The organism is Actinophytocola sp., from assembly GCF_050699915.1.
Taxonomy (GTDB): Bacteria; Actinomycetota; Actinomycetes; order Mycobacteriales; family Pseudonocardiaceae; genus Actinophytocola.
In genome coordinates, this window is the sequence record NZ_JBOHGA010000022.1 from 1 (window position 1) to 23,131 (window position 23,131).

24 protein-coding genes and 1 pseudogene are annotated in these 23,131 nt (G+C 68.7%); 13 read left to right on the plus strand and 12 right to left on the minus strand.

Translation table 11 applies throughout. The features are described from left to right. Positions 1-109: 109 nt before the first annotated feature. From ACRDSK_RS06465 to ACRDSK_RS06490, 6 genes are all read right to left on the minus strand, one after another. A complete protein-coding gene (locus tag ACRDSK_RS06465; protein WP_431439018.1) occupies positions 110-466 on the minus strand; it encodes a helix-turn-helix domain-containing protein in 357 nt (118 codons plus the stop codon). Between the two features lie 25 nt (positions 467-491). Further along, positions 492-1,238, minus strand: a complete 747-nt coding sequence (locus ACRDSK_RS06470) for a hypothetical protein (RefSeq protein ID WP_431439019.1) — start codon at positions 1,236-1,238, stop codon at positions 492-494. A gap of 273 nt (positions 1,239-1,511) precedes the next feature. After that, positions 1,512-1,826 (minus strand): hypothetical protein, encoded by a 315-nt coding sequence (locus ACRDSK_RS06475; protein ID WP_431439020.1) that lies wholly within the window; start codon positions 1,824-1,826, stop codon positions 1,512-1,514. Positions 1,827-1,941: 115 nt separating this feature from the next. Beyond that, the gene (locus ACRDSK_RS06480; protein ID WP_431439021.1) at positions 1,942-2,460 is read right to left on the minus strand and encodes a hypothetical protein; all 519 of its coding nucleotides are present in this window, start codon (positions 2,458-2,460) and stop codon (positions 1,942-1,944) included. 258 nt (positions 2,461-2,718) lie between these two features. After that, positions 2,719-3,039 (minus strand): hypothetical protein, encoded by a 321-nt coding sequence (locus ACRDSK_RS06485; protein ID WP_431439022.1) that lies wholly within the window; start codon positions 3,037-3,039, stop codon positions 2,719-2,721. A gap of 49 nt (positions 3,040-3,088) precedes the next feature. Continuing rightward, entirely contained in the window at positions 3,089-3,577 is a 489-nt protein-coding gene (locus tag ACRDSK_RS06490; protein ID WP_431439023.1) for a hypothetical protein, read from the minus strand. A gap of 303 nt (positions 3,578-3,880) precedes the next feature. Between ACRDSK_RS06490 and ACRDSK_RS06495 the strand changes: the two genes are divergently transcribed. From ACRDSK_RS06495 to ACRDSK_RS06515, 5 genes are all read left to right on the plus strand, one after another. Then, positions 3,881-4,891, plus strand: a complete 1,011-nt coding sequence (locus ACRDSK_RS06495) for a hypothetical protein (RefSeq protein ID WP_431439024.1) — start codon at positions 3,881-3,883, stop codon at positions 4,889-4,891. 19 nt (positions 4,892-4,910) lie between these two features. Further along, positions 4,911-5,573 carry a YdcF family protein gene (locus tag ACRDSK_RS06500; RefSeq protein WP_431439025.1) on the plus strand — a complete coding sequence of 221 codons (663 nt, stop codon included), beginning with the start codon at positions 4,911-4,913 and terminating at the stop codon, positions 5,571-5,573. Between the two features lie 11 nt (positions 5,574-5,584). Continuing rightward, on the plus strand, positions 5,585-6,298 hold the full coding sequence (locus ACRDSK_RS06505) for a WbqC family protein (protein ID WP_431439026.1): 714 nt from the start codon (positions 5,585-5,587) through the stop codon (positions 6,296-6,298). Positions 6,299-6,870: 572 nt separating this feature from the next. Next, positions 6,871-7,764: a hypothetical protein gene (locus ACRDSK_RS06510; protein WP_431439027.1), complete on the plus strand. Its 894-nt coding sequence runs from the start codon at positions 6,871-6,873 to the stop codon at positions 7,762-7,764. Next, the gene (locus ACRDSK_RS06515) at positions 7,761-8,600 is read left to right on the plus strand and encodes a hypothetical protein (protein ID WP_431439028.1); all 840 of its coding nucleotides are present in this window, start codon (positions 7,761-7,763) and stop codon (positions 8,598-8,600) included. The genes ACRDSK_RS06510 and ACRDSK_RS06515 overlap by 4 nt, the downstream gene beginning before the upstream one ends. A 137-nt stretch (positions 8,601-8,737) precedes the next feature. On the opposite strand, the gene ACRDSK_RS06520 is transcribed toward ACRDSK_RS06515, so the two are convergent. Together ACRDSK_RS06520 and ACRDSK_RS06525 are read right to left on the minus strand one after the other, a co-directional pair. After that, positions 8,738-9,106: a hypothetical protein gene (locus ACRDSK_RS06520; RefSeq protein WP_431439029.1), complete on the minus strand. Its 369-nt coding sequence runs from the start codon at positions 9,104-9,106 to the stop codon at positions 8,738-8,740. 873 nt (positions 9,107-9,979) lie between these two features. Next, positions 9,980-10,777, minus strand: a complete 798-nt coding sequence (locus ACRDSK_RS06525) for a DUF2637 domain-containing protein (protein ID WP_431439030.1) — start codon at positions 10,775-10,777, stop codon at positions 9,980-9,982. Positions 10,778-11,289: 512 nt separating this feature from the next. Between ACRDSK_RS06525 and ACRDSK_RS06530 the strand changes: the two genes are divergently transcribed. Then, positions 11,290-11,595, plus strand: a complete 306-nt coding sequence (locus ACRDSK_RS06530) for a hypothetical protein (protein ID WP_431439031.1) — start codon at positions 11,290-11,292, stop codon at positions 11,593-11,595. A gap of 6 nt (positions 11,596-11,601) precedes the next feature. Here ACRDSK_RS06530 and rocD read toward each other — a convergent pair. From rocD to ACRDSK_RS06545, 3 genes and pseudogenes are all read right to left on the minus strand, one after another. Continuing rightward, a pseudogene (gene rocD / locus ACRDSK_RS06535) lies at positions 11,602-11,771 on the minus strand (ornithine--oxo-acid transaminase); the annotation flags it as partial. A 55-nt stretch (positions 11,772-11,826) separates the two neighbouring features. Further along, positions 11,827-12,219, minus strand: coding sequence for a hypothetical protein (locus tag ACRDSK_RS06540; protein ID WP_431439032.1), 393 nt, complete (start codon positions 12,217-12,219; stop codon positions 11,827-11,829). A 322-nt stretch (positions 12,220-12,541) separates the two neighbouring features. Next, positions 12,542-12,718: a hypothetical protein gene (locus tag ACRDSK_RS06545; protein WP_431439033.1), complete on the minus strand. Its 177-nt coding sequence runs from the start codon at positions 12,716-12,718 to the stop codon at positions 12,542-12,544. A 392-nt stretch (positions 12,719-13,110) separates the two neighbouring features. Here ACRDSK_RS06545 and ACRDSK_RS06550 point away from each other — a divergent pair, with 392 nt between their 5' ends. The 7 genes from ACRDSK_RS06550 (at position 13,111) to ACRDSK_RS06580 (ending at position 22,082) form a co-directional block, all read left to right on the plus strand. After that, positions 13,111-14,154 (plus strand): inosamine-phosphate amidinotransferase 1, encoded by a 1,044-nt coding sequence (locus ACRDSK_RS06550; protein WP_431439034.1) that lies wholly within the window; start codon positions 13,111-13,113, stop codon positions 14,152-14,154. Positions 14,155-14,191: 37 nt separating this feature from the next. Continuing rightward, positions 14,192-15,478 (plus strand): ATP-grasp domain-containing protein, encoded by a 1,287-nt coding sequence (locus tag ACRDSK_RS06555; RefSeq protein WP_431439035.1) that lies wholly within the window; start codon positions 14,192-14,194, stop codon positions 15,476-15,478. 64 nt (positions 15,479-15,542) lie between these two features. Then, positions 15,543-16,382 carry a DUF6597 domain-containing transcriptional factor gene (locus tag ACRDSK_RS06560; protein WP_431439036.1) on the plus strand — a complete coding sequence of 280 codons (840 nt, stop codon included), beginning with the start codon at positions 15,543-15,545 and terminating at the stop codon, positions 16,380-16,382. Positions 16,383-16,435: 53 nt separating this feature from the next. Then, entirely contained in the window at positions 16,436-17,767 is a 1,332-nt protein-coding gene (locus ACRDSK_RS06565) for an FAD-binding oxidoreductase (RefSeq protein WP_431439037.1), read from the plus strand. A 22-nt stretch (positions 17,768-17,789) separates the two neighbouring features. After that, a complete protein-coding gene (locus ACRDSK_RS06570) occupies positions 17,790-18,707 on the plus strand; it encodes an NAD-dependent epimerase/dehydratase family protein (protein ID WP_431439038.1) in 918 nt (305 codons plus the stop codon). A 10-nt stretch (positions 18,708-18,717) separates the two neighbouring features. After that, complete coding sequence (locus tag ACRDSK_RS06575; RefSeq protein WP_431439039.1) at positions 18,718-19,101, plus strand: PPOX class F420-dependent oxidoreductase; 384 nt, start codon at positions 18,718-18,720, stop codon at positions 19,099-19,101. 98 nt (positions 19,102-19,199) lie between these two features. After that, positions 19,200-22,082: a BTAD domain-containing putative transcriptional regulator gene (locus ACRDSK_RS06580; protein WP_431439040.1), complete on the plus strand. Its 2,883-nt coding sequence runs from the start codon at positions 19,200-19,202 to the stop codon at positions 22,080-22,082. Here the strand turns inward: ACRDSK_RS06580 and ACRDSK_RS06585 are convergent. Next, on the minus strand, positions 22,079-22,558 hold the full coding sequence (locus ACRDSK_RS06585; protein ID WP_431439041.1) for a DUF2690 domain-containing protein: 480 nt from the start codon (positions 22,556-22,558) through the stop codon (positions 22,079-22,081). The two genes, ACRDSK_RS06580 and ACRDSK_RS06585, sit on opposite strands and share 4 nt — an antisense overlap. Positions 22,559-23,131 lie beyond the last annotated feature (573 nt).

A 23,131-nucleotide genomic window follows, 5' to 3' on the forward strand; every position in this document is an offset into this window, starting at 1 on the left:
CCGACCTGGACCGCTTCACCTTCCTGCTCGGCGGCAACGACGGCGAACCACTCTTCGACCCCGAATAGCCGACCCGGGGCCAAAAACCGCGGCGACAAGTGGGGCCAACTCACTTGACGAGACTCAGCGGGTCGACCGCCAGCGCGGTGAGATCGACGTCCAGCGCGGTTCGCCCCAGATCTATGTCCGCATGCCTCATCGCCCGACCAAGAACATCCGGGGCAGGCGAACCCACCGTGCGGCAGACCTCGAGCAGACGCACCACCGAGCAGTGCCGAACGCCTTGCTCGTAGGTGGCGAGCGTCTTGACGTGCAGGCGCGACGGCATCCGCGCCACGAGCTCGGACTGCGACCAGCCGACGTGTTCACGCACTCGCCGCAGCTCCTCACCCAACGCCCTGGTGAACACGCGGTCCGCCACCCCGTCGTGCACATCCCCGGTACTCGGCATCTCTGTGCTCGGCATCTGTCTCCTCCGTGACCGGCGTCGGCTAGGCGGTCGTCGCCTCGACGCCGCGGACGCTGGCGATCGGCGCGAACACCGTGTGCACGTGGTCGCCGCTGTTGAACTCCTCTTTGAGGTGTTGGGCGTACCAAACCCGCGCCTCGGTCAGGTCATCAGCGCCCAGCCGGCCGAAGACGCGGCCGGCGATGAAGATGCCGACGCAGTACGCGGGCATGGTCATCGTTCCGTCCGGCCACCGTTCCTGGCCGCGTCTGGTGGCCACGCGGGCCTCGGCCTTACGGCCGGCACCGTGATACCGGAGCCATTCACAGTAGAACGCTGCCGCGGCCACCAACTCGACGTAGCTGTAGGACTTCCCGACGGGGCCTACCTTGTTCATGTCGATTGCGTGGATCGCCGCGAGGATCTCCGCCAGTCCGAGCTCGGCGAACACCTGCTCGTACTCGTCTTCGCGATGACGCAGCTGCCGAACGAGCTTGACCACAGTCGGATGCGCGGCAGGAGAGTTGTTCCGCCGGAACAGTCGCCGTAGGTCTGTGACCAGATACCACGGCCACACGATGACGATGAGAATGATCCCGAGCGCTGCACTCGCGCAAATCAGACCCCACGGCATCGCCGCCGCGCCCGGCACCTTCTCACGCAGCGCCTGAAAGAACTCGGCCTTCGCGCCGCCGCTGAACCGGCGCACCACCAGGTTCGCGCCATACACGACTCCACACAGGAGATACGCGATGGCGTAGAAGTTGGAAGACATCACGCGGAGGAACACCCTGCTCTCATCGCTCTCATACGTGGATCTGGTCGACGGGCGGGGGATCCGTTGCGTTCGGCGTCGGCACGTCGCGCCCGTGTGCACAGTGCGAGAACCAGCAACGCGCCAGCCGCTCGGCCACAACCAGCGCCTTCTCGGCCTCGTCCCGGTCCACGCCCACGTCACGGGCAAGATCACCGATGCGTCCACTCGGCCGCGTGCATCTCACCGGCCAGCCGCGCGGCGGCCTAGCTAGCGCGGACCCGACCGCGCTCGACGCCAGATCGCCGCTCACTCCCGCAGACCAGACTCGTCGGCCGCGGCGTCTTCGGCGGCCTCGTCGGCAGCGGCGTCGGCTGTGGTGCCGGAGGGCCGGCGGTTGAGGGCATCGAGCTTGTCCGCGGTGATCCGCAGCGTGTCCGCCGCCGCGGTGACCAGGGCCCGCGCACCAGGCTCAACGGCACACGCCTGAACGAGCAGTCCCCGAGCGTCGACGAACAGGTCCTCGACTTCCCGCACCACCTTGAGCGCCGACCGCGTCGCCCGCCACAGGTCCGACACCGCCTCGATGCCCGGGCCCGGCAACGGCGAACCAGAACCGGCCATCGACCGATCACTACCGCTGTCAACTGGACGCGACCACGCCGCGATCGGCAACGCCGTCGCCGACCCGAGCAGACCAGTGAAGGCGTGCCGAGGCCCGGCACGTCCACCGGCGTCCTCACAGCACATGACGCAGGCCCTCCAGCACCCGTTCCAGCAGCTCCTTGTTGACAGGGCCGGCCGCCCGCACGCCAGCGCCCGGCCGCGTCGGCGCAGGCACCCGCTGCGGAAGCCATCCCTCCACAACACCGGCCACGGGCTGGGGCGCCACCAGGCACCACACCACCCGACAACCCGGCAGCGGCACCGCGAAATCCCACCGCTCCGCATCCGTGACAGCCAGTGCCGTCGCCAGAGCCTCGTGGGGCGGGGCCTCCGTGCGGTCCCACACCTCGACCACCACCCGGCCGGCGAAGATGCGCAGCCGAACCACGATCACGTCAAGGTCATCGAACGCGGCAGCGTAGAGCGGCTCGTCCTCGACGACCCCGGTCGTGGCCACCGCATGCACCACGAGCTTCTCCGCCACCGCCACCACCCGACGAATGAACCCTGCATCGAACGCCCACCGGTACAGGTTGAACCGCACCAGCAGACGCGCCAGGTTGACCGCGCTCGGCACCGCCGCCAGCGTCAACTCGTCCCACCGACCCGTCCCGTCCCCGCCGGGCGGAAATGACGAGTACGTCATCGGCCTCTCAGCGACCACTGTCACGACAGATCACCGCATCCACTAGTTCCCACCGGAATCTCCAACGTGTGCAGCCCACCGGCCGCCTCGCGGACCTCCCGCACCCGCGCCAACGTGCGCGCAGCTCGCTGCTCACGCGTCAGCGGTTGAAGAGCGATCGGCGTCGCCGCCACACCGCGATCCACCCCCACACGTCGTGGCCCGTCATCCCGGCTCATCGCTCGGCCCCTCCGCCACGTCCCCGGCGATCGTGAGGCCGGAAACGCCAGCGCCGATCAGCCGACTCCGGGCCTGAGCATCGAGCGCCTGCCCGACCGCCACGAGGCGCGCACCCAACTCTCGCTCAACCTCGGACAGCGGCGTCGTGAACTCCGTGAGCCCCCGATCGACATCGAGCACCCGGCCGATATAGCGGGCCATGTCCTGATTCACGCTCGACAGCTCCGCAAGGAGCACCAATTCGTCATGGTTCATCGCTGCCGTCACCCGTCCCGCCTGGTCGTCCACGTCAACGGCGGCGCCCACAGGCCGAACACAGCTCCCGCCACACCGAGCACGCCCCACGCCGCAGGCATCACTGCCACCAGAACGGGAGTGATGTGCAGGGCTGTGTCCCGATCCGCCCCACGGCGGCCAGACCGGTCGAGGCCCGCGGCGGGCGCACCAAAAGCAACCGCGCGCCGGTGTCGCGCACCTGTCCGGCAAGCGTGGCGGCAACAGCCACGTCAGAGGACAGATGGCGAACGTCTACGGCCAGCGCCGCAAACGAGTCCGGCAAGCGCAGCACGTCGCAGAGGCCGACGAACCCTGGCCGCACCACGCTCTGTGGAGCAGCGCCCATGTCGATGAAGACTGCGCATAGGCGGAGGCGTTCCTCCTGACAGAACCGCTCCAGCACGCGACGGCATGCGCTCGCGTAGGTCGGGCGACGTGCCGAGGAGCGCACGTAGCCATAGACCAACGGGTAGTTGCCGGACTCCTGACGGAAGCCGGAGGACTCGGCAATGCCTCGCTCAATCGCCTCCAGCGAACAGTGCCGGTTCCCAGCGCGTTGCCCGTCCATCGTCCGCACCTCCGCTTACCGGTCGCCTCGTGGAGAGGCACCCGGTGTCGGGGCTCCACGCTCCGACCACCCGTCCGGGGGAAGCAGAATGGAGCCTCCCGACACCCGGCGCCTATGAAAGAGCCTGGTCAGTGACCGTCCATTGCGAAATGAACGGCTGTGGCACTTCCGTTGCACTTGCGGTGCACTGGGCGGTGCGGACGTGGTTGCATAGGGAGGCGGAAGGGGGCGCGGAGCGTGGCGTCGATACGGCAGTGGACCGGCCGAGAGGCACGGGCATTGCGGCGTGCCCTGCGTTTGAGCGTGCGCGCCTTCGCCGAGGATCTGGGCGTTGGCGTGCGGACAGTGACAAAGTGGGAAGCCCTGGCCGCAGACACAACACCGCGCCCTGTCATGCAGGCCGTCCTGGACACCGCGCTTTCGCGAGCTGACGCGGACGCCAAGCTCCGCTTCGAACTGTTGCTGATGGAGGACGGGCGCGCTCCGATCAGAGGGTACTACCAGGGCAGTCCTCGCGAGTGGGACTACGAGACCTGGACAGATGACCTGGGGAGAGCGGCAGCCTGCCTCGCACGACAGGACTTCAAGTTTGCGGCCAGCCTGGTCGACCGGTGGCTCCGGCGCTTCGACCCGCACGGCCTGGACAACCACGGTCTGTACTTGCATGCCCGGTCGCTCGTACTGCTCGGTGATTTGCAGCGGGACCAGGGCGACATCCAGGGGCCACTCTCGGCACGCCAGACCTACAAGAAGGCACACCAACTGTTCAACGACCTCGACGTCCCCCGACGGGCGGCGCAGGTTGAGCTGTCCTTGGCCGTCGTCGAGGAGATGGGCGGACGGTTGCAGCCGGCGGCCAAGCGGTACGAGATGCTGGCCGACGACGGTCGGTTGAGTGCACGTGACCGCACGCGCGCTCAACTCTGGGTCGGCACAGCGCTCAGCAAGGAAGGCAACAACGCCTACGCCGTCGGCGTGATGGATGAGGCGACCCGGCGCTTTGAGGAGTTGGAAGAGCCAGACGACTGGTCCGTCGCGCACCAAAAGCTGGCGTTGGCGTATCGGGCGGACGGCGATTTGGGGAACGCTGTGCGGTTTATCGGCGTGGCACTGTCCAACCGGTCAACTGAGTCACCGATGCAGCGAGTCCGACTCGACACAGCCCACGCACACATCTTGCTGTCCGACAAGGCCACCTCGGACAGCGGCGTTCACCTCCTTACACAAGCTGCGGCGACGTCGAGCAAGTACGGGCTGTCGCATCAGTTGGCCAGCATCGAAGGTATTCGCCATGCCTATGAGCAGGCAGAGTAGAAATAGGAGCCGACCTTTCGTGGTTCAGGAAGCCAGTATCACCGATCAGCAATGGCGCGACGCCGAAATCATTTGGGACTACCACCAGATGGGACACGATCTGCGGCCTTGCGAGGTGGCGGTTGGCCTTGGCAGCCATGACTTAGGTGTGGCGACCTACGCGGCCGAGTTATATACGGCCGCCTTCTTCCCTCTGGTTGTGTTCAGCGGCGGCAACAGCCCGACCACCGCCGTCCGGTTCCCACGCGGCGAGGCCGTGCACTTTCGGGATCACGCCATCGCCTCCGGTGTCCCCGAAGACGCCATCCTGGTGGAGCCCAATGCGGGCAATACTGGCGAGAACATTTCACTGTCTCGCGCAGTTCTGGCCCACCACGGCCATCGGCCCAAGTCACTGCTACTCATATCCAAGCCGTACATGGAACGTCGCGCCTTCGCCACCTGCCGCAAGGTGTGGCCGGAAATCGATGTCGTCTGCACGTCGGAACCGTTGAAATTCGACGACTATGTGCAGTCTATCGGTGACGAGAGGCTTGTGGTTGACATGCTGGTAGGTGACCTGCAACGAGTCATCGAGTACCCAAAGCGGGGCTTCTCCGCTCCGCAGGAAGTGCCAGCCGACATCTTGGCGGCGTACGCCCGCTTGCTCGACGCGGGGTTCGACAGCCGCTTGCTGAGATAGTGCGGTAAGAAATGACAGACAGAACAACGTGCGCCATCCACCAACCAAACCTATTCCCGCGCCTATCGACGCTGGCAAAATTGTACGCTGCCGACACCTGGATAGTGCTCGACGATGTGCAGTTCAATGCGCGGGACTACCAGCACCGCGCATGGCTCCAACGGCCCGACGGCATCCGAGGGCAATGGCTAACACTACCCGTTCATAGATCATTCGGCCGAGCAACGCGAATGAATGAAGTCTCGTTGCTTGAAAAAGACAAGACGGCAAGACGTGTCGCACAATTGACGCATCACTACTACGGAAAAAGTCGACACTGGCCGGAGTTGCGAGACATAGTCCAACAGGTAGCCACAGCGACCCGGTTCAGCAACCAGTTGGTGGACATAGCCGAACTTTCAACTCGGCTAATACTTGAACACATGGGCTGGCAAGGCACCATCGTGCGAAGTAGCCAGTTCTCTGTCCGGTCCGAGCGTTCGGCGCGCCTAGCCGACTTGGCGACCGCACTTGGCGCAAGCGAATATCTGTGCGGGACGGGAGGCGCAAGATATCTCGACGAATCACCATTCGCGCAGCAAGGCATAACCATCAGATACGTAGCGTTGCCCCGCGCGCACGTGCTGCACAAAAGCAAGCGGATAAGCGGACTATGGTGGCTGGCCGCTGCGAGTTGGGACGAGTTGCGAGGGTTGTTCTGGCGAGACTGGGCCATCGCGAGTTGACGAACTCGTTCAGATCTGCAGGCGGAATGGGGCCGGTGCGGTCGACGCCGGGCGGCCACACATCCTTCCCGGTCAGGAGCACGCTGCCGTCCGACCGGAGCCGTTGTCGATTTCAGGCCCTACGTCGCGAGCGCGGCGCGCGCAGACAAGACGTTGTGCGAGAATCACCGCGTGCAGCATCGTCAGCGTCCCGTGATGTTGGGCGCCGTGCTGTGCGCGTCTGCGATGGCTGCCGGCTTTCTAGGACTCGATGGCCCACCATCGTTGTGGCAGCTGATGTGCATCGTCCTTCTCGGTGCAACCGCCATAGCCGGCGTCCTGCTCGCTCCTCCAGGTCAGCCGACCGGATCGCCGCCTGCGGTGATCGTCACTGAGCTTCAAAAAAAAAATTCTGAAGCTCGCGCAAATGGCCGATACCAGCTGTTCCTCGTCGGTTCCTAGTTCCGTTGGGAGTCCCGATCTGCTATAGGACTCCCAACGCGCTTGGGCGCCAAGGGGCTAGCAGTGGAGCTCGTCGACGACCTCGGCGTGTCCGCGCGCCGGTGCCCACCGCGCGGTTCTAGCCTCCCCGCATGCGACTGCGGGCCGACTGGTTGAGCCGCGTGCTGAACGTCCCCTACGTGCCGATACTCGGGCCGACACACCCCGACCAGTTCACCGCGGAGATGTTCACCGACGTGTTCGCTGACATCCTGCACGCCAGCCGTACGGGCAGCGCGCTGCCGTTCGACAAGGACCACCGCTGGTCACCACGCAAGACCGACACCGTGCTGGTCGACGAGATCGTCCACCGCCCCGACCACACGATCATCCCTACCCTTACCCAGCGCAGGGGCGGAACGGTCAAGACCTTCTACTACGGTCGCGAACCCAACCGCGAAACCCTCCGCAGCGCCACCCGCGACTGGTGCACCCGGTACAGCGCGGCCCATGGCCGGGTCATCTGGTTCACCCCCGACGACACCACCCCCGAGACCCCCGCCGGGGACCCCACGCGGATCCTGCTCAAAGAGTTCAACAACGAACCTGAACCACCACCCGACGGCCCGGTGGTGAGAAAACTGGACGACTGCACGACCTCGGTCGCCGCCACGTTCGAGACGTTCGCCCACGCCATGGCCGACCACGGCTTCCGCTTCCTGCTCCGCCGACGCAGTACCGACCAGAGCGACGGTCCGGTCCTGGTCAGCCAGGACAACAACGCGATCGTCGGCGCGATCGGACCACTGACGATCATGCCCGACCGGGCTGGCGGGCGGATGCTGCTGCCGCAATACTTCGGCGTGCTCTCCGAACAGCGCGGCGCCGGCCATGGCCGAGCCCTCTGGCGCGCCGCCCAACGCTGGGGCGCGCGCCACAACGCCGACTACCAGCTGCTCCAAGCCCAAGCCGGCGGCGCCTCCGAACGACTGTTCCTCGCCGAGGGACTGCGCTCCCTCGGCATGATCGCCACGGTGACCGCGTGACCCCCAACACTGCCTCGGCCGCCCGCGCGATGACCCCGACCGCAGCCCGAACCGGTTGGAACGAGCTGCCCGACCAGGTCCGCGCAGCGGTCGAGTCGCTGACGGGCGAGGTTCACCACGTCACCACGATCAGCAGCGGACTCAACGCCGCGTTCACCGCCCGTCTGAGCACCCACACGGGTTTGGTGTTCGCCAAGGGGGTCCCCGCCACCCGCGCCACCGCGCAACGCCGGGAAGCGGCCATCAACCCGCAGGTCCAACCGATCGCGCCCCGACTGCTCTGGGAGATCGACACCGAAGGTTGGCACGTCCTCGGGTTCGAACACCTCGACGGCCGCCCAGCCGACCTCCGCCCAACGTCGACCGACCTGCCCGCCGCGGCCGGTGTACTCGGTCAACTCACCGAGCTCGACGCACCCGACGCTGGATGCAAGCGGATCGAGAATCGCTGGGCCGACGCTGCCGAGCGCGCCGGCGCCAATGTCCGTCTCCTGGCCGGCGACCACCTGCTCCACACCGACCTCAATCCACACAACATCCTCATCACCACCACCGGTCCACGGATCGTCGACTGGTCCTGGCCCACCCTCGGAGCCGCATGGATCGACACCGCATGCGCCGCGCTGTGGCTCATCGCCGAAGGCCACAGTCCAGGCGCCGCCGAATCATGGGCCAGCGGCCTACCCCCATGGGACACCGCCTCCACCGAGGAACTTGACGCCTTCACCGCGATTAACGCCGCTCTCTGGGGCCAAATCGCCTCAGCCGATCAACGCTCGTGGAAGCAACGCATCCACGAGGCCGCGGTGGTCTGGTGCAAATACCGGACAACGTGAGACATCCATCCGCCGACGCCTAGCCTGGCTCGCCCGCCGCTGGCGGATCCGTCCGTCGTTCGTCGAGTTGGCGAGTTGTCCTCACAGCCGTTCAGCCAGATGCGGCGGTTAGCGGGGCAGCCACCTGCGACACGCCACTAGGCTGGCTTCCATCCGCTGCTGGCACCACCGCGCCAGACGGCTTCCATTTCCACCACTCGTTTATCCGACGTCGTGCTCCCTTGCCCACACGGCGCTGCCGCACCATTCGGGTCACTTACGTCCTGGATTCTGCCATCAGCCAGCCTAAAACGTCCGTACACGCCGACGCCGTCGGCGTCCAAATCGCACACCCAGAAGAACAGGTGGTCGGAACTCGTTCGTACAGAGCCTTTCGTCTCGCCGTTAGCCGAAACATAGTGAGTCACGCCGTGGGCCGACGCTGGCGCCGCATCGATCACTAGGATCCCGGCCAGGCTGATCAGCACGGTTGCGATGCCGCGCAATGTTGGTCGTCGGGTTGTCATGCGCGCCTCCAGAAGTTTCCGCTGAGGAGCGCGCCTGCGCGCCTTTTCTCCTGCATTCATATCCCCAGTCTCCATCCATAAACAAGCAACCACCAAGTTAGCCGACGACGACCATCAGAGGCAATCAATTAACGAACGTTGAGTACTATTCGATTAGTACGACCTGTTCATGGGTGACGACATCGTCGACGACCATTCGACGATAAGCCTGACTGCCGCCAATTATTGGCAACGACGCCGAACCCCGGACACAGAGAGGCGTCGATAATCGGATACCCCCTGATTGTGACCGTGCCTATTTGCTCCGGCGTTGACGAGACGCTGCCGGTTCGGGCGAAAGTTGACCGATTGGGCCTTGTGCGTGGACAACCTGTTCGCTCGCCCTGCGAGACGGATGGAGTCACTCGGATGGACGGTTTCTCGGTGGTGTGCGCTGGTTAGACTAGGTGTTACGTGGAGGGGAGTATTCCTTCGCGGCGGCCTCGTCAGCACGGGCGGTTGCATATGGCCCCGGGGTCGTCGGTCGGCGTGTTCGCTGGCGGAAGAGACCTCCGGTCTGTGGTTCAGCCTTATTGAACGCAGCCGGAGGTGCCCTCACGGTTCATCCGGCTGACGGGTCGCCGGAGGTATCGGATGAGCTTTCTTCACGTGGTCAGCGAGGTGGCGGGCGTTATCGCCGCGGTCCTGGCCATCCCCACGACGATCGTGACCCTCAGGCGTCGCCGCCGCCGCCCACAGGACGAAAATCGCGATCAAGGTCCGGATGGCCAAGCGTCTGGGAGTGGACGGCCGTGAGATCGATCCGAGTCGTCCGTAAGTCGAGGAGGGACGGTTGCCTGGCAGCACTCGCCGGGTTGGCCGCTCGCGAGGCGGCTATCCCACGCCGTCCTGCTCGGCTGTCGCGCGGTGCCCGTTGAGCTCGGCAGCCGCGGGGATGCGGCCTTGTTCGCGCCACTGCCGCAAGACGGTGCGGCCGTAGTTGTTGGTGCCGGCAACCCGGTCCAGTTCGGCACCGGTCGGCGTGCGTCCACTGGCCTTCTCACGCAGGTAGTGCGTCCACATGACCTCTTGGGCGGTCGTTGGTTCAGCCGCCACCCCGGTGTCCAGTGTGACCTCAGCGAGAGTGATCACCTGCCCGATCTCGGTGCCGCTCTCGCTGCCCGAATGAGCGTTCGTCTCGGCGGTCTCGCCGCCGCGGTCCACCGCCAGGCCCGGCCTCTCGGTCTCGTGCGCGGCCGGTTCGGTCTCGTTCTGAACCCGGGAGCGGGGGCCGTGGGCCAGCAGCTCGACCGCCAGCAACAGGGCCACCGGCGGCCAGCCAGCCACCAGCACCGGCTGCCACTCCAGAGCGGGTGCGGCAGCGATGTTCGCGACCAACGACATGACGATGCCCAGCCAGAACGACAACCACACCGCGACCCGACCCCGACCACTTGCCTGCTGACCAGCCCTGAGCACCCCCACGGTCGCCAACACCAGCAGACCGTCAACCGACAACGGCCACAACACAGCACCGGCTGGATCAGAACCACCGCGCAGGGCGAACTCCCGCTGATGCTGGAACGACGCGTACGCAGCAACCCCCGCCACCACCAGGGTGCACCCCCGCCGCACCCACTCATCCAGATCCACCCGCCACCGTGGCCGGGCCACCTCGGTCGCCGCGGCCATCAAGCACCGCCCTGACCACGATGGCGACGTGGCACCGCCACCGTTGCGGAAACCAGCAGCTCACGGCGGGTACGGGTTCGTGCGGATGCTGTTCGAATCGCGCCGGGGGCACCCACTCTGACCAGCAGAAGCGCCCCGGCCACGAATGCGACCGGGGCGTTCTCGTCTTAGTTTCCGTCTCAGTTGACCTCTGTTACCGACTGACCGCACAGCCCAACCAGCACCTGGCTGCCGCCTACCGCGCCGAAGGTCACGCACAGGACGCCCGCTTTGTTCTCATCGCACGACAGCAGGATTTACGCGCGAGGGTGAGCTCGGCGGACCACTGACAAAGGCATGGCATCAAGTCAGCGGCCTGACCATCGGCTACGGCTATCGACCGGCCCGAGCCCTGCTGGGCTTGCTGCTCACTGTCATCATCGCTAATGGCCTGGTCCTCGCCGCCGCGGCATCCGACCGCACCACACGCACTAGCGCTGGCGAACCGGCTGCGCACCCGGATCCGAACGCTGATGGCCGAACGCGGGGCGGACCTCGCATACGGTCGCACGCCGCCCCGGCTGCTGCGTGAGTCAGACCTGACGGACGTTGGCGCCGAGGCCTACTTTCCCATCGCGTCACGCGCGTGCGCGGTCCTGGAGGCGGCCACGGTCCAGCACGTCCGCGAACAGCTCCTGGCCGCGGAACTGGCGACGACCGAGGAGATCGAGACGCATCTCGCGAACGTCGCGAACGGCGACCTGGACCTCATGCTCGCACCGATGATCACCGCATGGGGCGCGAGCCGGCCTGAGACTCCAGACCAAGGCTCAGCTTGACCAGTAGTTTGACGGCAGCACCATCTCGGTACCGGCCAGCTCACGACAGAACACGCCGAACTGGTCGTGGTAGGACACCCGGCTGGTCACGTCAGCCGGTTGAACTGTGCCTTCGCCGCGGCGGCGATGTCGGGGTGGCGGTGGCCGAAGTTGAGCGCGGAGTAGCCGGCGAGAAAGCCTCGGTGGCAACGTGGTCATGCGTGGAGGTGACGTCCGCAGTCATTTCGACACTCATTCAGCAGGGTCGTAGAGGTAGTCGCGTTCGATTTGTCGTAGTTTTCGGAAGTCGGCGACAACCTTCGCCGGGTCGTCGGAGATGAGATATACGAAACCCGGCTGCGTCGCGACGTCGACCGTCCTGGGAAGCGACTGCCCTTCCGGATGCCACATGACGGCGTCGACATAGGACGGCAGCGCGCGAACGGCGGCCATCGCCTCGTGGGACGGGATCACGCCCTGCTCCCGTGGGTTGATGAGGGACACGAAACGTGCCCGTCGCAGCAGCTGGTACTTCGCGGGCAGGCGGTCGAACTCGTCCGGTCTCGCCGCGGTCAGCGCTACGAGATCCACCTGGTTGGTGCCGAAACAGCTCGAGATGATCTCCGAAGTCTGACCACCGCCCATGCGCCTCGCTCTCGACGAGCACCGGCCCCCGGGCGGTCAGCATGATCTCGGTGTGACCGGCCGCGTTGCGAATCTCCAGGGCATCGAGCACCTGGTGTGTGTACAGCACCAACCTTCTGGTGTCCGGGTCGTCCGGTGACATCGGCTCGTCGTAGTCGTAGATGAATCCACCGCCGGGGACTCGGCGTTTGAAGTACCGCCAAATGTCGACCATGTGGTGCTTGCCGTCCCGGCTGACCGTGTTGACGAAATACTCGTCGCCTTCCAGGAACTCCTGCGCGAGCACCATCGTGTTGCTGTTCGCGTACCGGTCGACACTGGGTCATGATCTTTCGTGCGCGGCGCGGGCCTCCTCCGCGGACGAACAGGCCAGCTCGACGCCCGACTCGTTGCCGGCGAGCACACCGCTGACCCCATGCTCGCGCAGCGCGGCCGCCGTCGCCACGACGTCGCCCTCATGTCGAATCTCGTCGACGAACCCGTCGGCGTGGAGCCGCACGTGAAACGTCGGGCTCCGGCGACCGGACGTGCACACACTCCGCGCCCAGCCGGTGCAGCGCGGCCGGCAGGTAACGCCCTGTCGAGGACGCGTCGACAATCGCCACTCGCGGCGTTCCCGTGCGGAAGCTGGTTGGCATCGCCAGCTACTTCCCTCCCCCACGGGCCGGTCAGCAGCACCAGGGTCGACCGGGTGTGCGACCGGCGGAACCAAGAGTGACACGGGACGGCACCCGGGCGGGGTAAGCGAAATGCGCAGCCGCGGGTGAGCACAGTCAACGCAGTGCGTCCACGTGGCTGAACTTGTCGCGGACGCGCGTGGCGCCGGCGCGCCCGTAGCGTCCCTTGCGACGCGGCGACCGCCGGCGGCGCCCAACATGGAGGGACAACCCGATGAGTCTGGTCGATGTTCACACGGAATGGGATCCGCTCGAGGAGATCATCGTCGGGACCATGGCCGGCGCACGGATGCCGGTCGCGGACCGGAGCCTGATCGCCATCGAGCACCCGGACCTAGTGAACGACCCGCAGCAGATCCAGACCGGCCCGTACCCCGGCCACGTGGTGGAGCAGACCGAGGCCGAGCTCGAAGAGCTGGTGGACCAGCTCAAGGGCCTCGGCGTGACCGTGCGGCGGCCCGGCGGACGCGACCACAAGTCGATGGTGTCCACCCCGGACTGGAGCACGGACGGCTACTTCGACTACTGCCCGCGAGACGGGTTCCTCACGGTCGGCAACACGCTGATCGAGACACCGATGGTGCTGCGGTCCCGGTGGCTCGAAGGGTTCGCCTACAAGGACTTGTTCGTGGAGTACCTGGAGAGCGGTTCGCGCTGGCTGTCGGCGCCCAAGCCGCAGCTCGCCGACGAGATGTTCGAGCCGACCGCGCCGCCCGGGCAGCGGCTGCGGAACCTGGAACCGGTCTTCGAGGCGGCCAACATCCTCCGGTTCGGCACGGACCTGCTCTACCTGGTCTCCGACGGCGGCAACAAGCTCGGCGCGAAGTGGCTGCAGACGGCGGTCGGTGACGAGTACACGGTGCACCCCTGTGAGGGCCTGTACACGTCCACACACATCGACTCGACGATGCTGCCGCTGAAGCCCGGCCTCATCCTGGTGAACCCGGAGCGGGTCAACGACGACAACATGCCCGAGTTCCTGAAAAGCTGGGACCGGGTCAACTGCCCGGAGCTGGTGGACACCGGCTACGTCACGGACCACTCGCACGGGTCGGTGTGGATCGGGATGAACCTGCTGGTGGTCGCGCCCGGAAAGGCCATTGTGGACAAACGACAGGTGGACCTCATCCGGGAGCTGGAGCGCCACGGCGTCGAGGTGATCCCGATGCAGCTCACCCACGCCAGGAGTCTCGGCGGCGGGTTCCACTGCGTGACGCTCGACGTGCGCCGCAAGGGTGAGCTCGCCAGCTACCGTTGACGCATCGTCGACCAGGAGTGCGAGAGAAGGAGTCGTCTTGTCCCACGATGTCCCCACCGGCCGACAGCCCTCGGCGGGCGCCGGCGGCCGGCCTCGTATCCTGGTCGTCGGTGGCCAGCCCAAGCAGGTGCGCAAGGCCCACGAGCTTGGTCTGGACGTGGTGTACGCCCAGTTCCCGAACAAGTACGGCAGCGAACACTGGCCCTACGTCGAACAGGCGCTGCTGCTCGACTACGCCGACGTCGACCGGCTCGTGCCGCTCGCGCGCGCGTTGCACGAGGCGTACCCGTTCCGGACGGCCGTGACGCTGTCCGAGTTCGGGCTGCTGTCGACGGCGAGGGTCAACGAGGCGCTCGACCTCGACGGCGAGTCGGTCGAGGTCGCGGAGCTGCTGATGGACAAGTGGCGGATGCGCCAGCACCTGGCCGCGAAGGGCGTCAGCCCGGTGGCCTCCGCGGTCGGCCGTACCACGCAGGACGTCAGGGACTTCGTCGAGGAGCACGGGCTGCCGATCATCGTCAAGCCGACCCGCGAGTCGGGCAGCCTGGCGGTGTACCTCGTCGACGACCCCGCCGGCGTGGACACGATCGCCAACCAGTTCCTGTCCCTCGTCGACAAGGAATGGGCCGAATGGGATGTGGCCTTCGAGGACACCTTCGACCAGTTCCTCATGGAGGAGTACCTGGACGGCCCAGAGGTCAGCGTGGAGTCGCTGTCCTTCGACGGCCGGCACGTGATCATCGCGATCACCGACTACGTGAAGAGCAGCGAGGGTTTCGCCGAGATCGGGATGTGGCACCCCAGTGGCTACCCGGCCGAGACGCAGCGTGAGATCACGGAGCTGGTGACGGACTTCCTCGACGCGGTGGGGCTGCGCAACGGTCCGGCGCACACCGAGGTCAAGCTCACCACGCGCGGCCCGCGGATCGTCGAGTCGCACAACCGCATCGGCGGCTACGCGATCAACGAGATGGTCGAGGTCGTCTACGGCGTCGACATGGAGCTCTACGCGCTGGGTGCCGGGCTCGACGTGATCGAGCCGCTGACCACGGCGCCCGAGCCGCGGTGCGGCGTCGCGCTCCAGGCCCTGATGCCGGTGCCCGGGCGGGTGGTGGAGGTGACCGGCGTCGACGCCGTGCGCGCGGACCCGGACTTCGTCGCCATTCAGGTGAAGGTGAAGCCGGGCGACGTGGTGGCGCCGCTGACCTGGAACGAGGACATCGGCGGCTACGTCGTCGCCCGCGGCGCCGACGCCAAGGAGGCGATCGCCAACTGCGAGCGGCTGGTCGCGGCGATCGACGTGCGCACCGAGCCCGTCGCGTGAGCGGATGACTGCCGTCATCCGGCAGGTGAACGGTTTTCGAGGTGGTCCCTCATAGACTCCAGGCGTGGGTGAGCCCCAGAGCTACGTGGAGCGGATCCCGTTGCGCTCCTTGGCGACGCGGGTGCGCACGGTCTGGGTGCAGCGCACCGGACCCGAGCCGTACGTCCAGCGCCACCTGCCGACTGGTGGCGTCGAGCTGCACTGCCGGATCGGGGCGATCCCGCGGCTCGTCGGGCCCCTGACCGCCGCCCTGGTGGAGGTGCTGCCGGCCGACGCGACCATCGTCGGCGTGCGGTTCTGGCCCGGGGCGGCCACGCCGCTGCTCGGGCTGCCCGCGGACGAGCTCGTGGACCAGGCGATCTCGCTGGCGGACCTGTGGCGGTCCGAAGCGCTCCGGCTCGGCGAGCTGCTTATCGACGCGCCGGGGCCCGACGCCGCGCTCGACCTCCTCCAGCGACACCTCGTGTCCATGCAGGACGAGCGCGACCGACCCGACCCGCTCGTCGCCGTCGCGGCGCAGCGGCTGATGCCGTGGCAGCCGGTCGGCATCAGTGCGTTGACCACGGAGCTCGCGATCTCGGCGAGCCAGCTCCGCCGGCGGTTCCTCACCGCCGTCGGCCTGGGGCCCAAGCCGTTGCAGCGCACGCTGCGCTTCCAGGGCTACCTAGCGCTGGCGCAGGCCGCGGGATCGCCGGCGGCCCGGCCCCTCGGCGTGGCCGACCTCGCCGCCGACGTGGGGTACGCCGACCACGCCCATCTCAGCCGCGAGTGCCACCGGCTCACCGGCCTCACGCCGACCGAGCTCCTCCTCGGCGACGTGGACCGGTGCGGATGCGGACACGACCACGCGGCGTCGTACCTGCCCTTCCTGGCCGGTCGCCGGCAGGTGCCGCGGGCGGGCTGAACGCGCACGTTTCGTTCAAGCCACTGTGGCCGCACGCCCTTAGCGTCGGAACCGTGGATGATCTGGACCGGCTGCGCGACGTGCTCCAGGGTGACCTGGTCACGCCGGGCTCGCCCGACTACGAGGCGGCCCGGCGACCGGCCTTCGCCCGCCACGGCGGCGTGCGGCCGCGGGCCGTCGTCCGGTGCGCGTCGGTCCGCGACGTGGTCCAGACGATCACCTACGCGCGCGACTCCGGCACTCCCCTGGTGCCCCGCGGTGGCGGGCACTGCTTCGCCGGCCGCTCGACCACCGAGGGCGTCGTGCTCGACCTCGGTTCGCTGAGCGCGGTGGCCGTCGCGCCGGACGGTCGGGCGAGGATCGGGGCCGGGGCTCGGTTGGCGCAGGTCTACGGCGCGCTGGACGCGCACCGCCGAGCCGTCCCGGCCGGGTGCGGTCCCACCGTCGGCATCGCCGGGCTGACGCTCGGCGGTGGGTTGGGGCTGCTCGGCCGCCGGTACGGGCTGACCTCCGATGCCCTCACCGCGGCCGAGGTCGTGCTCGCCGACGGTCGGGTCGTCAGGTGCGACGCCGACCGGGAGCCGGAGCTGTTCTGGGCACTGCGCGGGTCCGGCGGTGGACAGTTCGGAGTGGTCACCGCGCTCGAGTTCGCGACGGTGCCCGAGCCGCGGGTCACGCGCGTCGAGCTGCGCTGGGCCGGGGACGCCGCCGCCGTGGTCGCTGGTGTCGTCGCCGCGTGGCAGGACTGGGCGCCGCGCGCCGCGGCCGAGATCACCGTGAACCTGAGCGTCGCCGCCGAGCCCGGCCGGCCGCTCGAGGTGACGGCGTTCGGCGCGGCGCTGTGCGACCGCGACGGGACGGCCGCGCTGCTGGACGGACTGGTGAGCCGGGTCGACGCACTTCCTGACGTGCGGCTTCGCGACGACCTCACCGTGTGCGGCCTCAAGCGGTCCTTCGCACCGGCTGGCGAGCCCACGGCACTGACGACTCGAAGCCGCTCCGAGCTCTTCGCCCGCCCGCTCCCGCCGAGCACGGTCACCGCGCTGCTCGACGACCTGTGCGCCGGCCCGCTGAAGGGACGGCGCGAGCTGGCCTTCACCGCGCTGGGTGGGGCCTACGACGAGTTCGCGCCGGACGCGACGGCGTACGCCCACCGCGGGGCGCGGTTCCTGCTCGAACATGTCGGCGAGGACGGTTCCGAGTGGGTCGACCGGTCGTGGGCGCTGGCGCACGCGCACGGGACCGGGCGCGTCTACGCCAACTTCCCCGACGTCCACCTCGAGGACTGGGCGAGCGCGTACCACGGCGACCACCACGCCCGGCTCGTCGCGGCCAAGCGCGCCTACGACCCCGACCGTCTCTTCGACTTCCCCCAGGCCATCTGATGACACGACCGCGAGGAGAGAGATGTTCCTGATCACCGGTGGGCTGGGCACGATCGGCTCGCAGACCGCCCGCGCCCTGCTCGACCTGGGCGAGGAGGTCGTCGTGACCCGGCGCCACAACGCCGACGTCCCGTCCTTCCTCGCCGACCGGGCGATCGTCGAGCACCTCGACGTCACCGACCGCGAAGCCTTTCTCGCCCTCGGGGATCGGCACGAGATCACCGGCATCGTGCACCTCGCGGCTGGGGGTCTCGAGGTGCCCGACCCGATGGAGTTCCTGCGCGTGAACACGACCGGCCTGCGCAACGCGCTGGAGGCGGCCCGCGCTTGGGGTATCCGACGGTTCTCCGTGGCCAGCAGCATCAGTGTCTACACAGGACGCCCCGAAGGCCGCTTGCACGAGGAGCTGGACCTGCCCGACGCGTTCGACCTCCACCCCATCCCGGCGTTCAAGAAGGCGGCGGAGATCCTCACGATGATCGCGCTGGCCGACAGCGACGTCCAACCGATCCTGCTCCGGATCGGGACGATCTGGGGGCCGCTCGCCGATCCGGCGTCGCCGTTCATCCCCTTCCCCGCGCTCGTCAACGCGGTGGCCAAGGGCGAGCGGCCACCGACGCTGCATGCCGACGAGGGCGGCGACCGCTGCTACTCACCGGACGCCGGCCGTGCCATCGCACTGCTGATGACCACGCCGACGCTGCGGCACGCCGTCTACAACGTGTCGAGCGGCCGGCCGTCGACCAACCGCGACTTCGCCGAGGCGTGCCGCGCCGTCGACCCTTCGGCGCGGATCGACCTGCTGCCCGGGGGCGGGGCGGCCAACCAGCCCCACCTCGACATCTCCCGCCTGACCGCCGACACCGGGTTCGTGCCGGCCTTCGACATCAAGGCGGCGGTCGCCGACTACGCCGCCTGGCTCACCGACCACCGACGCTGAAGGAGAACCGATGCTCGAACCCGACGTGCGCCGCGTACTCGAGGGCACCTCGATCGCGCACCTCGCCACCGTCCTGCCGGACGGCTCGCCGCACAGCGTGCCGCTGTGGATCGGCACCCATGGCGACAAGATCGTGTTCCTCACCGGCCCGAACACGCGCAAGGCCCGCAACCTGCGCCGCGACCCCCGGCTGGCCTTGTCCATCGCCCCGGCCGACGACCCGTTCACCCCGGTCGTCATCCGCGGGCACGTCGTCGAATGGCTCGAGGGCGACGCGGCCTGGGAGATCATCGACGGGCTCGCCATGAAGTACATCGGCGGGCCGTACCCCCGGGACCAGGAGCGCAACGTGGCCGTCGTCGAACCGGAGCGCCAGACCGTCGGCGTCGGTTGAGCCGTGCCGCGCGGCTGGGCCGAGACAGGTGTGACGAATCGTGAGTTGCTGTACCGTTGCCGCTCGGACGCGTTGCCACTCTGGGGGAGGTAGTGGGCGTGCGGTTCCGCTTGTTGGGGGCGCTGAACGTATTCGACGGCAAGGACTGGCTGGACGTCGGCGCGGCCAAGTGGCGTTCGCTACTGGCCGTGCTCCTTGTTCGGGCTCCGGATGTCGTCTCGATGGACCAGCTCGTCCTCGAGCTGTGGGGTGACCGTCCACCTAGGACTGCCACCGCGCAGGTCTACGGGTACGTGCTGCGGCTGCGGCGGCTGCTCGGCGACCACGACGGGCGGTTGCTGCGCACCCTCGCGCCCGGGTACCAGCTCGCCGTCGGCCCCGCGGACGTCGACGCGCACCTCTTCGGCGCGCAGCTCGAACGGGGGCACGAGGCCTTGCGGGCGGGGCGGGGCAACGCCGGCGACGTGCTCGCGCAGGCGCTCGCGTTGTGGCGTGGGCCCGCACTCGTCGACGTCGCGCCGACACCGCTGATCAGCGCCGAGGCGTCCCGGCTGGAGGAGCTGCGGCTCGTCGCGTGGGAAGCCCGCGTCGACGCCGACCTCGCCCGTGGCCGGCACGCCACCTTGATCGGCGAGCTGCGCCGGCACGTCGACGAGCATCCGCTGCGCGAGCGGCCGTGGGGCCAGCTGATGCTCGCGCTGCACCGCGGCGGTCGCCAGGCCGAGGCGCTGCGGACCTTCCAGCGTGTGCGGCGGATCCTGGTCGAGGAGGTCGGCGCCGAGCCCGGCGCGGAGCTGCGCCGGATCCAGCAGCGGCTGCTCTCCGGCGACCTGCCCGACGAGGTCGAGGTGCACGCCCGCCCGGCCGCTCCCCTCTGCCAGCTGCCCTCCGACGTCCCGGACTTCACCGGTCGGGAACCGCAGCTGCGGCAGCTGCTGACTCGGCTGCCGGACCGGGCGGAGCACGGGCCGCCACCGGTCGTGGTCGTCCGCGGCGGGCCGGGGGTGGGCAAGTCGACACTGGTCGTGCACGCCGCGCACCAGGTCACCTCGCGGTTCCCCGACGGCCAGCTCTACCTGGACCTGGCCGGTACGTCCGACGAGCCGCGCGAGCCGGCGGTGCTGCTCGCCGAGCTGCTGCACGCGCTGGGCGTGACCGGCGCCGGCGTGCCGGACGGGGTGCCGGCGAGGACGACGCTGTTCCGCTCGCTGCTTGCCGGCCGACAGGTCCTCCTGGTGCTCGACGACGCCGCGAACAGCGAGCAGGTCCGCCCGCTGCTGCCGTCCACCGGCGGCTGCGCGGTGCTGGTCACCAGCCGGGGGCTGCTCACCGACCTCCCAGGCGCGCAGCACCTCGAGCTCGACGTGCTGGCCGAGGCGGAGGCACACCGGCTGCTCGCCGGGATCATCGGGACCGACCGGGTCGCCGCCGAACCCGACGAGGCCCGGGCCATCCTTCGTGCCTGCGCACATCTGCCGCTGGCGATCCGCGTCGCGGCGGGCAAGCTGCTCGGCCGCCCGGCGTGGCCGCTGCGGCTGCTGCGCCAGCGGCTCGCCGACGAGTCACGGCGGCTCAACGAGCTGCGGCTCGGCGAGCTCGGCGTGCGGGCGAGCTTCGAGACGAGCGTCTGCGTGCTGCCCGAGGACGCGCTCCGCGGGTTCCGCCTGCTCGGGTTGCTCGGCCCGCGGACGGTGCCGGGCTGGGTGCTCGGCCCGCTGCTCGGTCGCCGCGACGCCGACGACGTGCTCGACACGCTGGTGGACGGGAACCTGTTGCGCCAGACCGGGATCGACTGCGCCGGCAGCCCTCGCTACCGGCTGCACGACCTGCTGCGGGCCTTCGCGCTCGAAGGGGCGCGGACCATTCCGGAGGCGGAGCGGCGGGAGGCCGTGCGCCGGCTGCTGGACGCCTGGGTCGCCCTGGCCGCCCACGCGGCCGACCGGCTGCCGCCGAGCCTGTTCCGCGTGCCGTCCCGGGCGAGCGGGCTCGACAAGTCCACGATGGACTGTCTGGTTCCGGATCCGGTGCGGTGGTTCGAGGCCGAGCGCGACACGCTGCTCGGCGCGGTGGCGCTGGCCGCGGAGTGGCGGCTGGACGAGGCCGCGTGGCTGTTGGCCGCCACCGTCGCGCCCTTCTACGACCACCGCAGCCACTACGACGACTGGCGGCGCGCGAACGAGCTCGCCCTCGGCGCGGTGCGCGCGGCCGGGAACCTGCGCGGCGAGGCCGTGCTGCTGCACGGGCTCGGCCAGCTGAACATCTACCGCGACGAGTTCGACGCCGCTCGGCTCAACCTGCACCGTTCGCTGGACCTGTGCCAGCGGGTGGACGACAAGCGCGGGGCGGGGCTCGCCATCGGCGGCCTGGCCACCATCGACCGGGTGCTCGGCAACCACGACGACGCGCTGGGCCGCGTCGGGCAGGCGCTGGACATGGTGGTCGCCGCGGGCGACGAGCGTTTCGAGGTGCAGCTGCGCAACGCGCTCGGGAGCGTGCTGACCGCTCTCGGCCGGTCCGCCGAGGCGCTGACCTCCTTCGAGGCGGCGCTGCGGATGTGCCGATCTCTGGGCGACACGCACCGGGAAGCGGTCGTGCTCCGCGAGGCGAGCGTGCTGTACGCCGGCGTCGGCGACCCGGATCGGGCCCGCGACGCGCTGCGGCGGGCGTTGCAGATCTTCGAGGACCTGGACGACGAGCGGTGCGTGGCGTACACGCTGCTCACCTACGGCCGGATCTCCGGACGGGACGGCCGGCGCGCGATCGCGGCGCTGGAGCGGGCGGCCGCCATCTTCGCCCGGCAGGGCAACCGGTCCGAGGAGGCGCACTGCCTGCTGCTGGTCGGCGACCTGCGCGAGGACCGGTCCGGCGCGCGCGGCGACCTGACCCGCGCGCTGGGACTGTGGCAGGCGATCGGTGCCCGGGACCAAGCGGACGAGACCGAGGCGAGCCTGGCTCGCCTCGGTCTCGTGGGTGACTGCTAGCAGCCGCTGGACTTGACCTGCACGTCCCAGCCGCCCAGGTTCCAGTCGGCCATGCCCCAGGAGCAGTTGTTGCCCGGCGAGTACACCATGTTGCCGTAGTGCACGCCCGCGCTCGACGAGGCGAAGAAGTCGACGTACTTGTTCCGCGGCGCGTCCCACACCGTCAGCTGGAGCTTTCCGTCGGGCCGGCTGCTGCCGCCCGCGTAGTTCGGAACGCGAACCCAGTTGGTCTTGCAGACGCTCGAGTAGTACAGGTGGAACGTACCCTTCGCGGTCGACTTGCTGGCGACGGAGCTGCCGCTCGACGCACACCCCGTGTTGACCGGGTCCTTGTTGTCGCAGCCGGTGCCGCTGCAGGTAGCAGCGGCCACGGGCGGCGCGGCCGGAGCCGCGGCGGCCTGCGCCGGCGCGATCAGCAGCACCGAGGCGAAGCCGGCTGCCAGCAGCGCGAGCATCGCGAAGAATCGACGTGTCATTTGCCCTCCCAGTTGACCTCTTGTGGAGGCCGTGCAAGTGGAGATTTCCTGCGCCCCTCCTCGAGGCGCGGGATGACGGTATGACGCGCCGCTTTGCCGGACATTTATTGCACATTCATTGGCGCTGTGGCGCTTTCCGACGCCTTTCTGGACCTCCGCCTCGCCTGCTGACTCCGCCTGATCTGCGCCGCGGAGCTGCCGTTCGCCGGCGGGCCGATCGTGCGGAGCCCGGCCGGCGACCGGCTCGCCGTGGGGTCGGCGCTTCGACGAAGGGCAGGTCGGCAGGCACGTCGTCAGCTCGGCCGCCCGACTGCTCGCACTCTCCTCGGACGGAGCCACCGACCAGCTCCGGATGTACCAGACGGTCTCGGGGTTGCCGGTGTGGCGGTTCCGGACGGCGGCGCGGTGAACGCCTTCGCGATCAGTGCGGACGGCCAGTGAGGTCGCGGCCGCCCGTGGCGACAGACCGCGCGTGTCCACAGTGCCAGCGTTCGGCGGCGAAGGCGCGTGGGTCGCCACCGGCTGCGCGAACCGATCGACCCGGGTACTCCACGCCACGAACGGCGAGCCGGC